Consider the following 13,829-nt stretch of genomic DNA (forward strand, 5'->3'; position numbering starts at 1 on the left):
ACCTGCGCTGAAAACTCGCAATTCCTGCGTAAGAATTTACAAACTCCTACGCAGAAGTTTATTGAAATCTGCGCAGGCTTGAATAAGTTTAGAAACAGCATAAAATTATTAGGTGATTTTATGATTGTAATTTTTGCGAAGAACCAGGTAATCAATTCATAGAAAATCAATTTTCGAAAGGATTGCGTAGTTCTTCGCAATGACTGATAAAGCTGCAGAGATTAAAAAAAGTAGGATGCTTGCACTAGAAGTGAAAAATTTGTTCGCAAAAGACTTTCGCAAATTATTATCCTTAGGAATTTAGTTAATTGTTTGAAATTTAATATCGAAGAAATCATTTCACAGGATAGTGAATCACTTTATCAATCTCGATAGGATTATTTTCTCTACGAACATTTTCCTGATCTTGCTTTTCAAGACTTTTTAATTGGTCTTTGCTCGTGATTTTTATATTATTGTAAGAATAACTGCTGTTCGGATTGTCATCAAATTCTAACCTAAATTCTTTAAAAGGATCATTATAATCTTCCAATTTCTTCTTTTGAAAGGTTTTAAAATTAACTTCCAATGGTTTTTCTCCTCCATAATTTTCTATAAAACCTTTGGTGTCAAAAGTTTCTGCGAAGGTTTTAGATTCTACCATAGAATAAATATATTGGCCTTTTGAATCTTGAATTTCAAATATTAAACCGGGTAAACCTCGGAATTTATAGGGTCCTTCGTTGTAGGGAATATCTTTGCAAAACCATGCCGTCCAAAATCTCCCGCCGAAATTTGTGGTAGCTTTTTGCAGTTGGTATTTATCAATTGTTTTGGTTTCGTTGGTGAGTTTCCATTTCATTGGATCATCAGATTTATAGGCAAAAACCTCTTCCAACATTTCGTAATTTCTATTTTTAAAAGTATTGCGTTCTCTGGTTACAATATTTTGAAAACCCCACGTTTGATAGCCAAAATTATCATTCGCTTTGTTGATGGAATCCATTCTTAAAAGATCATACTCATAAAATTTCACCTCTTCCGGATTGATATCCAAAACCATATTGATTTTTTCGTAATTTGCGGACGTAGAATCTAATTTAAACTGTAATTCATACACAAAACGCTGGGTTTGAGCGGAAGAAAGGAAGCCGAAAAGCAAGAAAATGAAGAAATTTATTTTTAGCATAAGTAAATTGATAATTAATTGCACTAATCCGCTATTACAACCGTGGGCATATTCAACGTAAAATTCAAATTAAAACCTTTTAATTCTTTACCATTTATGCCACTTTTATCAAAAGAAAAAGCGTAACCTGCTGATAAATCTACTATTCCAAAAATGCTGATGCCGGCTTTTGGTGCAATGTATTTATTTGTGATTTCTGCTCCTGCCAACAAATAATAAGAATGTTTGATATCTACATTTCTTTGCGTATTTACCAAAATATCTCCTTGTACTTTCGGCAAAGCAGCAAATTTTCCATTGACGACTCCAAACAATCCGGAAGCTCCCAATCTAAAAATAAAATCGTCGTTTTTTAGGAATAAAAGTTTACCACCAACTTCTGCAAAACTAGAATTTTGGTATTCGTATCCCGCAGTTATCAAAGTGTGTGTGGTCAATTGAGCTTTTGTGCCGATGCTTGCAAAAAAGAATAATATAAATAAAGGAAAGTATTTTAAGTTCATTTTTATAAAATTTTGAGTGTAAAGATAAAATTTATTTCACGCAAAGTCGCAAAGTTTTTACGCAAAGAGCTCAAAGAAATTTTAAGCAATGCAGCAAAGAGAAAATTAAAATCCAATGTTTAAAAAAATGCACGCAAAAATAAATTTTTGCGTGCATTGTGTAAAATCTTTGCGACTTTATGTGAATTATTTGCTTGAGATCTACAAATCAAACGCTTTTTTCACATCTTCTACTCTATCTAATTTTTCCCACGTGAAAAACTCTAAATCTTTCAAAGTCAATTCATTGTTTTTCCCTTTGTTGAAGGTTTTATCTGCAGTCACATAATCTCTTCCCATGTGTCCGTAAGATGCAGTTTCTTGATAGATTGGGTTTCTCAATTTTAGATTTTGCTCTATTGCAAATGGACGAAGATCAAATAATTCCATCACTTTCGTAGCAATTTCGCCATCGCTTAATCCTGTTTTGGAAGTTCCATAGGTATTCACGAACAAACCACATGGTTTTGCAACACCAATTGCATAAGAAACTTGCACCAAAACTTCGCTTGCAACTCCTGCCGCAACTAGGTTTTTCGCAATATGTCTTGTTGCGTAAGCAGCAGATCTATCTACTTTTGATGGATCTTTTCCAGAGAATGCGCCACCACCATGTGCTCCTTTTCCACCGTAAGTATCTACGATTATTTTTCTACCCGTCAAACCTGTATCTCCGTGAGGACCACCGATTACAAAAATTCCTGTTGGGTTGATGTGGAATTGAATTTGATCGTTAAACAATCTTTGGATTTCTTCTTTTTGTTGTGCTTTAACTCTTGGAATTAGAATTTCCACGATATCTTTTCTAATTTTCGCAAGCATTGCTTCTTCACTTCCAAAATCGTCGTGCTGTGTAGAAACCACGATAGAATCTATTCTTACAGGTTTATGATCGTCAGAATACTCAATTGTAACTTGAGATTTTGCATCTGGACGAAGATATTTGATGGCATCATTATCTCTTCTCAAAATTGCCAATTCTTTCAAAATGGTATGCGCAAGATCTAAAGCCAAAGGCATATAATTTTCGGTTTCGTTGGTTGCATAACCAAACATCATCCCCTGATCTCCTGCACCTTGTGCATTTGCTTTTGCTTCAAAAGATTCATCTTCCGTTTTTCTATCAACACCTTGGTTGATATTTGGAGATTGCTCATGAATTGCAGATATTACACCGCAAGAATCTCCATTAAACATGTATTCTCCTTTGGTGTAGCCAATTTTATTGATGACGTCTCTTGCAATTTGCTGTACATCTAGATAAGCTTCAGATTTTACTTCCCCAGCAAGAACAACTTGTCCTGTGGTAACTAAAGTTTCGCAAGCAACTTTTGAATTCTTATCATACGCTAAAAAGTTATCAATTAAAGCGTCTGAAATTTGATCTGCTATTTTGTCTGGATGTCCTTCTGAAACAGATTCTGATGTGAATAAATAAGACATATTTCTATTGTTTTTTATTATTAAATATAATGGGAAAACGGGCACTGATTGCAATAGAAACGGAAAGATAAATTTGTTTTAGCTTTTTTTCAAGAGGTTGCAATCAGTTCAAATTATTCCTCGGGTAATTATCGTTGGCAAATTTAAGCACATTATTTTACACTGACAAACAAATTTTTGTCATAAAGATTATTGTGGTTTTATGTTCACAAAATCTTCGGTTGCCTGGTAAAAATTCAATTTTTGTTTCATAGATTCTTGAATGTGCGTCTTCAATTCATCTATGATTTTTTGTTTGTATGTTGGCTTGTAATATATAAGACTTATTTCTCTGTAAGGATGAGGTTTTCTAAAACGAGAAATTTTATTTTTTTGTTCTTTATTCAGTTGTTCTATTGCTAATTCTGGTAAAATACTGATACCACCAACTTCATCTACCATATGAATAATAGTATTCATATTTGAAGCTAGAAAATCTAAATTTTTTGGTTTCAAAGAATTTTCTTTTAATTGACAAATATTTTCAAATTGCGTTTTCAAACAATTGCCTTCTTCCAAAAGCCAAACTTTATCTGTATTGATATCTTCTGGACTTACAAAAGAATCTTTGTCTTCATTGATTCCTGAAGAATACAACATCAACTCTTCGTTGAAAATAAAATCTGTATAAAATTCATTTGCAGATTCATAAGGTGTAGCAATAATTCCTGCGTCTAATTCTCCAGATTTTAAAGCTTTGATAATGCTATCAGTCGTCATTTCTTTCACTGCCATCTCTATTTCTTGGTTCTCGCCTAGAAATTTGAAGATTTCATTAGGCAAAATATACGTAGAAACCGTAGGAATAATGCCGATATTTATTTTCCCACCAATGATATTGTTGAGTAGATTTGCTTTATTCCGAAGTTCATTTACTTCATTGGTGATGGTTTTTGCGTGTTCTACAATCTGAATACCAATATCTGTAGTTCTGATTGGATGCGTGGTTCTATCAAAAATTTTCAAATCTAGCTCGTCTTCCAATTTTTGAATCATTGCGCTTAATGTTGGTTGCGTGATGAAACAGGATTGCGCGGCTTTGCCAAAATGCTTGTGGCGATCTACGGCGATTAAATATTCTAGTTGTTGAAGGTTCATGTTATTTGTGCTATCTATTACAAATGTACAAATTAATTCGTATTTCAAATAACTGGCAGACTGCGGATTTAGATGGAGAATAAACGAATTGCCAATATTATTTATAAATAATATTGCTTAATACTTGGATTAATTCAAATATTTTAAATAAATGATCTCAATCAAGCTATTGAATTGTGAACCCTAATCAAGAATATTTTTTAAATAATGATGAACCTTGCAAAAATATGTTAGTATTTTTAAGGGATAAGATTTTGAATTCTGACGAAAAAATCACAGAAACGTTGAGTTTTGGATTGCCATTTTTTAAATACAAAAAGAAAATGCTTTGTTATTTTCATTTTCATAAAAAATACAAAGAATTTTACATTAGTTTTAATAAAGGAGTATCACTAGATTTTCCAGAATTATTACAGGAAGATAGAAAACTATTTAGAATTCTATTGCTAAATGAAGCTGTAGATTTACCGATGGATTTGATATTCACCATCCTTGAAGCAGTAAAAAAAGAGTTGAATTAAATTAATTTTTGTAGATAATTACTTTTGCAGAATCATTTTCTGTACGCAATCTCAAATAATTTTTCAATTTTTCTTTGTCATCACTTTTCATTTCATCTTCAGTTTTCACAAAAATTATTTTTTGCTTCGCACTTGTTGAATCTGTATTGACCACCACGTAGCTGATCGAAAATTCTGAAATATTTGGGTTTTGAGATTTTAATTCTTTGAAAACTTGAGCAGATAACTTTTGCGATTTCGTAATGCTGTCTTGGAAAGCTACTACTTTTGCAAAATTGTCTGTAGACACGCTTGGCTGTTCGTTGGTAGTTAACTTTGCTTTATCTGAATTATTACTATTGGGCAAGGCAAAATTAAAACCTTGTTTTACGATTAACTTTACATTTTCCAAATGATAAATACTAGATTGCTTTTTTAGTAATTCTAAATCTTTTTTCTCCAACTTTTGACCGCCATACGTTAAAGTGATGACGCTTTCTTCAAAATTAACATCTTTTTGAAGCAGAAAATTATTAGGAAATATAGCTTCATTGGCTATAAAAGATTTCGCATTGGTTTCGAAAGTGTTCTTTTTTATCATTACATACCCAAAGTAAATACTTGGAATTAAGGTAAGACCAACTAAAACCCACATGATCACTTGAGATTTTTTTTCTAATTTTTCATCTTTCATAAAATTGTAAGAAGAAAAGTTGAGAACTTTCACTACAAGAAAAGTAGAAAGCGCAATATATACGGTATTAATTAAAAATAAATAAGTTGCGCCGAAAAAATAAGAATATTGCCCTGTTGCCAAACCATAACCTGCTGTGCAAAGTGGTGGCATCAAAGCTGTAGCAATTGCAACACCAGGTATTACGTTGCCTTTCAGTTTGCTTCCGTTGGCTAGCATTCCTGCTGCACCACCAAAAAAAGCAATAAAAACATCATAAATATTTGGAGAAGTTCTCGCCAAAATTTCTGAATGTGCCTCGCTTAATGGCGAAATTAGAAAATAAATAGTAGATGTAGCTAAACCTACAAAAAATGCGAAAGCATAATTTTTTAAAGATAATTTGAGCAAAGCTGGATGATTAACGCCGACTGCAAAACCAACACCAATGATTGGTCCCATCAAAGGAGATATAAGCATCGCACCGATAATAACTGCAGTAGAATTGATATTCAAGCCAAGACTCGCGATGAAAATTGCAAAAATTAAAATCCAAAGATTGGTACCTTTGAAGGGTACACTTGCTTTGATACTATCCAAAACTTCCTCAAAATTTTCTTTCTGTGAGAAAAGATTGAAAACGCTGTCTAGTTTTTTTACAAATCTTTCCATCATGCTTTCATTTTGGCAATCACATCTATTCCACCTTTTGTTTTATCGCCAATTTTGCAGATAATTTCTGTATCCAATGGTAGAAAAACATCCATTCTAGACCCGAATTTAATAAAGCCAAATTCATGTCCAGCTTTTGCCACATCGCCTTCATTGCAGTAGAAAACAATTCTTCTGGCAACATAACCAGCTATCTGACGAAACAAAATTTTATGATTGGTAGCACTTTCTACAGCAATACTCGTTCTTTCGTTTTCTGTGGAAGATTTTTCATGCCAAGCAACCAAATATTTTCCAGGGTGGTATTTTTTGTAAATAACTTTACCAGAAACAGGAAATCTACAGATGTGCACATTTAAAGGAGACATAAATATAGAAACTTGAATGCATTTTTCTTTCAAAAATTCATCTTCTTCAACTTCTTTTATCATCACTACTTTACCATCCACTGGAGCAATTACGTTTTCTACATGATCCAAAATATCTCTAGTTGGCACACGAAAAAACCAGAATACCAAACCATAAATAATTAATATTGGAATTAAAATCAATAACGCCCACATTTCTAAAAAATAAACTGAAAGCGCCGCAATAATTACAAATAAAACGCTGGCAACGATTATAGTTCCTGTAGATTCTTTGTGTAATTTCATAATTTTGATTAAATAAATTTATCTAAAATAAAATATAAATAAACGGCGGGAACGCAGATGATAAAACTATCCAATCTATCTAATACTCCACCGTGTCCTGGGATGATGTTTCCGCTATCCTTCACGCCAAAACTTCTTTTCAATTGGCTTTCTACCAAATCTCCAAGTGGCGCAAATATAGAAACTAAAAAGCCAACCACCATCCAATTTCCGCGCATACTTGGATTGTACATCTCTATGAAATAACCCAAAATAACCGTACAAATTATGCCTCCTGCAAGACCTTCCCAAGTTTTCTTCGGAGAAATTTTGGGTGCCATTTTGTGCTTTCCAAAAAGCCTACCGCAAATATAAGCGAAAGTATCACTGCTCCAAATTAATACAAATAAGAAAAAAACTTCTAGAGAAAAAGTGTGTTCTATTCTAGAATATTTGGGCAAACCGAGTGCAAAACCAAACGGAAGCGCAATATAAATAACTGTAAATATTAGCTTTCCGCTATCTGCATATAATTCACTCGTGAATTTAAACAGTGTTACCACTGCGATCACTATTAAAGATAATGCAAGAATTTCTGTAAGTCTGTAATTAAAATAGAAATCGTGGTTGAAATATCTTTTTGTGTAGATGTAAAAAACAAAGCCTATTAAAGGAAATACAACCCATTTTTCGTAACCTATCCCAAATTTCATTATAGAAAAGCATTCTTTTGCACCCATAAATGCTAAAAAAACAATCAATCCAAAGTAAAGATATTGTTGCTGAACAAGATTGGGAGATATTCTATTGATGGTTTCCGCACCAATTGGATGGGTGCAAAATAGTATCACAAATACATAAACGAGACCGGAAATGCTTCTTAAAAGGAGGTTTTTGTCCAAGATATTATATTAATAATTTAAAGAAATTAATCTTCGATAAGCAGAAGAAAAAGTTTTGTAGCGTTTCCACTACTGCTGTCTAGCTTATTTTGGCTACCACTAATGGACGTAAGATTTTTAAAATTTCCATTACGTTTAATTTTTGCCATTGCTTCGTTCAAATTAGTTGCAATTTGCGAAAGATTTGCCATGATGATTACTTTCTCCGGCAATCTAGAGGAGTGGAAATGTTTTATATTGTTATGCGATAGCATTATCCTGCCATCATAAGCAATCAAATATTCGCAGGTAATAAATGCAACATCATGAAATAATTCTAGATTTTCATCATAAGATACATTGATAACATCTAGGAATTTTTGTAAATCCGGATCACAGCAAAATGCACTAGATATTCCTTCGATCTTTACAATTTTATTTAATGTTTGCAATGCTTCACTTTCATCTGCACAATAATTAAATATACCGCCAGAATGTGTGAACAATTGGGCAAACTTGTAGTCTAGATCAGCATTTTTCAGCGAATCTCCCAACTTCTCCAAACTCTGAAGATGACTGTCTTCAGATTGGTTCATTAACTTGTTTACAAATTTTTTAAAAATGCTCAATTATTTTGTATATTTTACAAAAATAGAAAATTAATACTACAAATAAATTTTTATAGCACAAAAAAACCGACCAATTGATAAAACTTTATCTATTGGTCGGTTTCTATTTTATTATTTAAAGTTGTGTTGCAGAGTCTGGCGCTTGTACAACCTCTTCTACCACTGCGTTTGTTGCATTACTAACAGGTTTTTCTGTTAATTCTGGATCCCAAGCTCTTTTTCCAAAAATATCTTCAAGATCTTCTCGGAAGATTACTTCTTTTTCTAACAGTTTTCCTGCCAAAGCATCTAGCTTGTCTCTATTTTCGTGCAAAATATGCAAAGCTCTTTGATATTGACCTTCTACAATTTTAGAAATTTCCTGATCTATCATTTTCGCCGTTTCTTCGGAATACGGTTTGTTAAAACTATATTCTGATTGGCCAGAACTATCATAATAAGATATATTACCTACTTTTTCATTCAAACCATAGATTGTAACCATCGCTTGCGCTTGTTTTGTTACTCTTTCTAAATCTGATAGTGCACCTGTAGAAACGTTGCCAAACATGGTTTGTTCTGCAGCTCTACCACCAAGAAGGGCGCAAAGTTCGTCGTACATTTGGTCTGTAGTCGTCAATTGTCTTTCTTCTGGCAAATACCATGCAGCTCCCAAAGATCTACCTCTTGGTACGATCGTAACTTTCAAAAGTGGTGCAGCATGCTCTACCAACCAAGAAATTGCAGCATGACCTGCTTCATGATAGGCAACTCTTTTCTTTTCAGAAGGTTTTATGGCTCTATTTTTCTTTTCTAATCCACCTATTATTCTATCTACAGCATCCAAGAAATCTTGTTTCATTACAGATTCGTGGCTGTTTCTCGCTGCAATTAAGGCTGCTTCGTTGCACAAATTTGCAATATCTGCTCCACTGAAACCAGGTGTTTGCTTCGCAAGAAATTCTCTATCTATATTTTCTTCCAATTTTATTTTTGAAAGATGCACATCAAAGATGGCTCTTCTTTCATGCAATTCTGGTAAATCTACGTGTATGGAACGATCAAATCTTCCGGCTCTCATCAAAGCTTTATCTAGGATATCTGCTCTGTTTGTAGCTGCCATTATGATTACATTTACATCTGTACCAAAACCGTCCATTTCTGTAAGTAATTGGTTAAGAGTATTTTCTCTCTCATCATTTCCACCTTGCATTCCGCCTTTTCCTCTTGCTCTACCTATTGCATCTATCTCATCAATGAAAATAATTGCAGGAGATTTCGCCTTTGCTTGCGCAAATAAATCTCGTACTCTACTTGCACCAACACCTACAAACATCTCTACAAAGTCTGAACCAGAAAGTGAAAAGAATGGTACTTTTGCTTCACCTGCTACAGCTTTTGCTAGCAAAGTTTTCCCCGTTCCTGGAGGACCTACTAAAAGTACACCTTTAGGAATTTTACCACCTAATTTTGTGTATTTTTCAGAATTCTTCAAGAAATCTACAACCTCTTGTACTTCTTCTTTTGCTCCTTCTAAACCTGCAACGTCTTTAAAGGTAACGTTCATCTTATCTTTCTCGTCAAAAAGTTTGGCTTTAGATTTTCCAATGGAAAATATTTGTCCACCAGGACCTCCACCAGATCCCATTTTTCTAAACAAAAAGAAATAAATAACGGAAAGTATTACCAATCCTATCAATATTTGAATTAAGATAGACTCAAAAACATTTGTTGCATTCCCCACATCAACTGTTGCTGTAATTTTTGGGTTTTTCGCTTTTTCAATATCAATTTTTTGAAGAAAAAGTTGCAATTCACCATATTTCATGGTATAATCTGCCTTTGGACCAGAATCTATAGAAGAAAAGGGATTGCTATTTTCCTTTTCGGTGGTTTTTGCTACAGCTTTTGCAGATTGATTTAAAAATACATCTGCAGAGAAGTTATCTCTATAAACCATCACATCTTCAATTTTCTCTTGTGCTAATAATGCGAAAAATTTATCTTCGCTAATTTCTTTTTTTTGAGATGACATGAAAATATTTGATACGAAAAAAAGTATCAAACAAATTATGATAACTGGAAAAAACCAGTTGAATCCTTTATTATTCATTTAATTTTTTTAAAAAAATTGTTATTGATTTTCTATAACCGTAATTTTTGCATCTCCCCAAAGTTCTTCTAGATCATAAAATGATCTTACGTCTCTTTGAAAAATGTGTAATACTACAGAAATATAATCTACCAAAATCCATACGGCATTTTCTGTACCTTCCACATGCCATGGTCTTTCACCAAGTTCATTTCTCACCTTTTTTTCTACGCTACCAGAGATTGCATTTACTTGGGTATTAGAGTTACCAGTACAAATGATGAAGGTTTCTGCTACGGAGTTTTCTATTTCAGAAAGGTCGAAAATCATGATGTCTTCTCCTTTTACATCTTGTATAGAAGATACTATTTGATCTATTAAAACTTGTTTATCTACGTTGTTGTTCATTAATTTTAAATATAATATGCAAATTTATTCTTTTTTCTTTACTTTCACGGGACTATAAAACTTAAATCATATACCAATTTTGAAGAATCTCACTTATTTACAAGAAAGCTTCTCTACGAATGACGATATTTTGCTTCTTTTGAAAAAAGATAAGCAAAAAATAATTGCTGCCTATACTTTTGATCAAAAAAAAGGACGCGGACAATATGGAAATTCTTGGGAAAGTAAAAAGAACTTAAATATTGCATTTTCAATTGCGGTACCTTCGAATTTTATAAATATTCCAGATTCGTTATTCAATTTTTATACCGCTCTTCAATTGCGAGATTTTATAGCCACTTTGACAAAGGATACGGTTATGATAAAATGGCCGAACGATCTTATATTGAACAAAAAAAAAATTGCAGGGATTTTAATCGAGAAAATCATTCATCAATCTGAAAATTATTTTATCATCGGTTTTGGCTTGAATGTGCTGCAAAAAGATTTTGATTCTTTTCCAAATGCAAGTTCTTTGATAAAAGAAACGGCTATTCACTATGATTTGCATAGCCTTTCTGAAAATCTATTTGATTATTTGCTAGAAAATATCGTTTCTAATATTGAGGGAAAACCTCTGCTTCAACAATATGAAAGTCATCTGTTTCGAAAAAATGCCATAAGCGTTTTTGAAATTAATGAAATGCGACAAAATGGCATTATAAAATCTGTAGATGCTCAAGGATTTCTAGAAATTGATCTAGAAATGGATGGTCTGAAAAAATTTAATAACAAGGAAATAAAATTGCTTTACTGATTAGCTCTTTTAAAATATAAAATAGCCGCAAGTGGACCAAAAACCAAATTTGGCAACCACATCGCAAGTAATGGCGGCAAAGTTTGATTTTCTGAAACTACTTTTAAGGCTTCAAAAGAAAATACGAATACAAACGCCAACGATATTCCTATGGCGAGATTTGCACCTAAACCTCCACGTCTTTTTTGAGAAGATAAAGATAGCGCCAAAAACGTGAGAATAACAATTGATACTGGCATTGCAGTACGTTGATGAAGATCATTTAAATAAATATTGAGGTGCGAGTTCCCCTTTTCTTTTTCTCTTTTGATAAAATAAATTAACTCTGGAGTTATCTTATTTTGGCCAAGAAGTTCACTTGGAAATAATTCTTCTGGCGGTAGACCAAAACTTTTATTAAGCGTTACTCCATTTTTTAGAATTTCCGTATCATCTTTTAAGATCGTTTTTTCGTAGAAATTATTAAAAATAAAGGTTTTCTTTTTCGCATCCCAAGAAATTTCTGTGGCATTTAGAAGATAAATCAGGCGTTTATTTTTATCATATTTTTGATAGCTAAAGCCTGAACCTCGTCTTTCTTTTTTATTATAACTGGATATAAAAATATATTCTAGCGGAGAAAGCTGCGCAGAAACGCTACTGCTACCAAGAATTTTCTCTCTATTTCCGGCATTGTAGGTATAAGGTTCAAATTCATTTTTTTGGATATTTGCCCAAGGCAAAACATAATGATTGACGCCCAAAGAAACAATCGCGATAAATAAAGAGGCGAAAAAATAAGGTTTTGCAAACCGATGAAAACTTGCACCACTACTAATTATTGATACAATTTCTGTATTATTTGCCATCCTAGAAGTGAAATATATAACAGATATAAATACCAGAATAGACATGAATGTCATGATTAAATAAATAATCCAAAAAGGATAATAGGCATAAAGCGCATAAAGAACCGTGAAACCATTTTCTTTTATTCTGGGAGCTTTCGCTTGCACATCTATTACCAATACTACTAAAGTGAGCAGCAAAAGCATAAATAAAAAAGTGCCGAAATACTTTTTGATAATATATTTATCCAGAATTTTCATAGAAAAATTTACGAGTTTAGTTTTTATTTAAAAGTATCAGAATCAAATATTTACAAACGTTGTTTTAGAATTGGAACGATAGATTTTTTCCATTCATAAAAATCCCCTTTCAATATATGCTCTCTAGCAACTTTTACCAAATCTAGATAAAATGCAAGATTGTGAATGGATGCAATTTGCTTGCCTAGATATTCTCTAGAAATAAAAAGATGGCGAACATAAGCTTTAGAATATTCTGCATCTACATAGCTCGTCCCAAACTCATCCAACGGTGAAAAATCTTGTTTCCATTTTTCGTTTTTCATGTTCATCACTCCATTCCACGTGAAGAGCATTCCATTTCTGGCATTTCTCGTAGGCATCACACAATCTAGCATATCTATACCCAAACCTATTGTTTCCAAAATATTCCAAGGTGTTCCTACTCCCATTAAATACCTCGGTTTATCTTTAGGTAGAAAATCCGTAACCTCATCGGTAATTCTATACATTTCATCTTCTGGTTCTCCTACAGAAAGACCACCGATTGCATTGCCTACACAATTGGACTCTGCGATAACTTCTGCAGAAATTTTTCTTAAATCTGAATAACAAGAACCTTGTACAATTGGGAAAAGATGTTGTTTGTAACCATACAATTCTTCATTTTCGTTGCACCAAGTGATGCATCTTTTTAGCCATCTGTGCGTAAGATTCATAGATTTTTTTGCCAATCTATAATCGCAAGGATAAGGTGTACACTCATCAAAAGCCATGAAAATATCTGCCCCAATCTGACGTTGAATTTCCATAGATTTTTCTGGCGAGAACATGTGAAAACTACCATCTATATGAGATTTAAACTTCACGCCTTCTTCAGACATTTTTCTGGTTTTGGCTAAAGAAAATACTTGATAGCCACCAGAATCTGTGAGTATTGGCAAATCCCAATTCATAAATTTGTGCAGACCACCAGCATTTTGCATCACTTCCATCCCAGGTCTTAGATAGAGATGATAAGTATTTCCAAGTATTATTTGGGCTTTTATATCATCTTTCAGCTCATGTTGATGCACAGTTTTTACGGAAGCTACAGTTCCTACAGGCATAAATATTGGAGTTTCTATTCTCCCGTGGTCTGTATATAAATGGCCTGCTCTAGCTTTTCCTTCGCTGACTTTTTCTATTTCAAAAAATTGCTGCATATTTT

Annotated in this window: 14 protein-coding genes; 2 read left to right on the top strand and 12 right to left on the bottom strand. The window is 33.0% G+C overall.

Annotated elements, in window-relative coordinates:
- Positions 1 to 334 precede the first annotated feature (334 nt).
- The 4 genes from HNQ03_RS00160 to HNQ03_RS00175 form a co-directional block, all read right to left on the bottom strand.
- Positions 335 to 1,168: a GLPGLI family protein gene (locus HNQ03_RS00160; protein ID WP_173777614.1), complete on the bottom strand. Its 834-nt coding sequence runs from the start codon at positions 1,166 to 1,168 to the stop codon at positions 335 to 337.
- A 23-nt stretch (positions 1,169 to 1,191) separates the two neighbouring features.
- The gene (locus HNQ03_RS00165; RefSeq protein ID WP_173777615.1) at positions 1,192 to 1,671 is read right to left on the bottom strand and encodes a hypothetical protein; all 480 of its coding nucleotides are present in this window, start codon (positions 1,669 to 1,671) and stop codon (positions 1,192 to 1,194) included.
- Positions 1,672 to 1,872: 201 nt separating this feature from the next.
- Positions 1,873 to 3,153, bottom strand: a complete 1,281-nt coding sequence (gene metK, locus HNQ03_RS00170; protein ID WP_173777616.1) for a methionine adenosyltransferase — start codon at positions 3,151 to 3,153, stop codon at positions 1,873 to 1,875.
- Positions 3,154 to 3,342: 189 nt separating this feature from the next.
- Positions 3,343 to 4,290, bottom strand: a complete 948-nt coding sequence (locus tag HNQ03_RS00175) for a LysR substrate-binding domain-containing protein (RefSeq protein ID WP_173777617.1) — start codon at positions 4,288 to 4,290, stop codon at positions 3,343 to 3,345.
- A 227-nt stretch (positions 4,291 to 4,517) separates the two neighbouring features.
- Between HNQ03_RS00175 and HNQ03_RS00180 the strand changes: the two genes are divergently transcribed.
- The gene (locus HNQ03_RS00180; RefSeq protein ID WP_194305138.1) at positions 4,518 to 4,811 is read left to right on the top strand and encodes a DUF1801 domain-containing protein; all 294 of its coding nucleotides are present in this window, start codon (positions 4,518 to 4,520) and stop codon (positions 4,809 to 4,811) included.
- A gap of 1 nt (position 4,812) precedes the next feature.
- Here the strand turns inward: HNQ03_RS00180 and HNQ03_RS00185 are convergent, their stop codons facing one another.
- The 6 genes from HNQ03_RS00185 to rsfS all read right to left on the bottom strand — a co-directional run bounded on the left by HNQ03_RS00185 (position 4,813) and on the right by rsfS (position 10,756).
- Complete coding sequence (locus tag HNQ03_RS00185; RefSeq protein WP_173777619.1) at positions 4,813 to 6,138, bottom strand: DUF389 domain-containing protein; 1,326 nt, start codon at positions 6,136 to 6,138, stop codon at positions 4,813 to 4,815.
- Positions 6,135 to 6,788, bottom strand: coding sequence for a phosphatidylserine decarboxylase family protein (locus HNQ03_RS00190; RefSeq protein WP_173777620.1), 654 nt, complete (start codon positions 6,786 to 6,788; stop codon positions 6,135 to 6,137). Before HNQ03_RS00190 ends, HNQ03_RS00185 begins: the two co-directional genes overlap by 4 nt.
- Positions 6,789 to 6,796: 8 nt before the next feature.
- Complete coding sequence (locus HNQ03_RS00195; RefSeq protein ID WP_173777621.1) at positions 6,797 to 7,669, bottom strand: phosphatidate cytidylyltransferase; 873 nt, start codon at positions 7,667 to 7,669, stop codon at positions 6,797 to 6,799.
- Between the two features lie 26 nt (positions 7,670 to 7,695).
- Positions 7,696 to 8,277 (bottom strand): LUD domain-containing protein, encoded by a 582-nt coding sequence (locus HNQ03_RS00200; RefSeq protein ID WP_173777622.1) that lies wholly within the window; start codon positions 8,275 to 8,277, stop codon positions 7,696 to 7,698.
- A gap of 115 nt (positions 8,278 to 8,392) precedes the next feature.
- Positions 8,393 to 10,369, bottom strand: coding sequence for an ATP-dependent zinc metalloprotease FtsH (ftsH, locus tag HNQ03_RS00205; RefSeq protein WP_173777623.1), 1,977 nt, complete (start codon positions 10,367 to 10,369; stop codon positions 8,393 to 8,395).
- Positions 10,370 to 10,390: 21 nt separating this feature from the next.
- Complete coding sequence (gene rsfS / locus HNQ03_RS00210; RefSeq protein WP_173777624.1) at positions 10,391 to 10,756, bottom strand: ribosome silencing factor; 366 nt, start codon at positions 10,754 to 10,756, stop codon at positions 10,391 to 10,393.
- 79 nt (positions 10,757 to 10,835) lie between these two features.
- On the opposite strand from rsfS, the gene HNQ03_RS00215 reads away from it, so the two are divergent.
- The gene (locus HNQ03_RS00215; RefSeq protein ID WP_173777625.1) at positions 10,836 to 11,552 is read left to right on the top strand and encodes a biotin--[acetyl-CoA-carboxylase] ligase; all 717 of its coding nucleotides are present in this window, start codon (positions 10,836 to 10,838) and stop codon (positions 11,550 to 11,552) included.
- On the opposite strand, the gene HNQ03_RS00220 is transcribed toward HNQ03_RS00215, so the two are convergent.
- Positions 11,546 to 12,640: an LptF/LptG family permease gene (locus tag HNQ03_RS00220; RefSeq protein ID WP_173777626.1), complete on the bottom strand. Its 1,095-nt coding sequence runs from the start codon at positions 12,638 to 12,640 to the stop codon at positions 11,546 to 11,548. The genes HNQ03_RS00215 and HNQ03_RS00220 overlap by 7 nt on opposite strands.
- 50 nt (positions 12,641 to 12,690) lie before the next feature.
- On the bottom strand, positions 12,691 to 13,824 hold the full coding sequence (gene tgt, locus HNQ03_RS00225) for a tRNA guanosine(34) transglycosylase Tgt (RefSeq protein ID WP_173777627.1): 1,134 nt from the start codon (positions 13,822 to 13,824) through the stop codon (positions 12,691 to 12,693).
- Positions 13,825 to 13,829: the final 5 nt, after the last annotated feature.

It is taken from the genome of Frigoriflavimonas asaccharolytica, from assembly GCF_013294015.1.
Classification (GTDB): Bacteria; Bacteroidota; Bacteroidia; order Flavobacteriales; family Weeksellaceae; genus Frigoriflavimonas; species Frigoriflavimonas asaccharolytica.

Excerpts from the sequence above, each read along its gene's own strand:
- HNQ03_RS00160 (WP_173777614.1), bottom strand. The coding sequence starts at position 1,168 with ATGCTAAAAATAAATTTCTTCATTTTCTTGCTTTTCGGCTTCCTTTCT.
- HNQ03_RS00165 (WP_173777615.1), bottom strand. The coding sequence starts at position 1,671 with ATGAACTTAAAATACTTTCCTTTATTTATATTATTCTTTTTTGCAAGC.
- metK (WP_173777616.1), bottom strand. The coding sequence starts at position 3,153 with ATGTCTTATTTATTCACATCAGAATCTGTTTCAGAAGGACATCCAGAC.
- HNQ03_RS00175 (WP_173777617.1), bottom strand. The coding sequence starts at position 4,290 with ATGAACCTTCAACAACTAGAATATTTAATCGCCGTAGATCGCCACAAG.
- HNQ03_RS00180 (WP_194305138.1), top strand. The coding sequence starts at position 4,518 with ATGTTAGTATTTTTAAGGGATAAGATTTTGAATTCTGACGAAAAAATC.
- HNQ03_RS00185 (WP_173777619.1), bottom strand. The coding sequence starts at position 6,138 with ATGATGGAAAGATTTGTAAAAAAACTAGACAGCGTTTTCAATCTTTTC.
- HNQ03_RS00190 (WP_173777620.1), bottom strand. The coding sequence starts at position 6,788 with ATGAAATTACACAAAGAATCTACAGGAACTATAATCGTTGCCAGCGTT.
- ftsH (WP_173777623.1), bottom strand. The coding sequence starts at position 10,369 with ATGAATAATAAAGGATTCAACTGGTTTTTTCCAGTTATCATAATTTGT.
- rsfS (WP_173777624.1), bottom strand. The coding sequence starts at position 10,756 with ATGAACAACAACGTAGATAAACAAGTTTTAATAGATCAAATAGTATCT.
- HNQ03_RS00220 (WP_173777626.1), bottom strand. The coding sequence starts at position 12,640 with ATGAAAATTCTGGATAAATATATTATCAAAAAGTATTTCGGCACTTTT.
- tgt (WP_173777627.1), bottom strand. The coding sequence starts at position 13,824 with ATGCAGCAATTTTTTGAAATAGAAAAAGTCAGCGAAGGAAAAGCTAGA.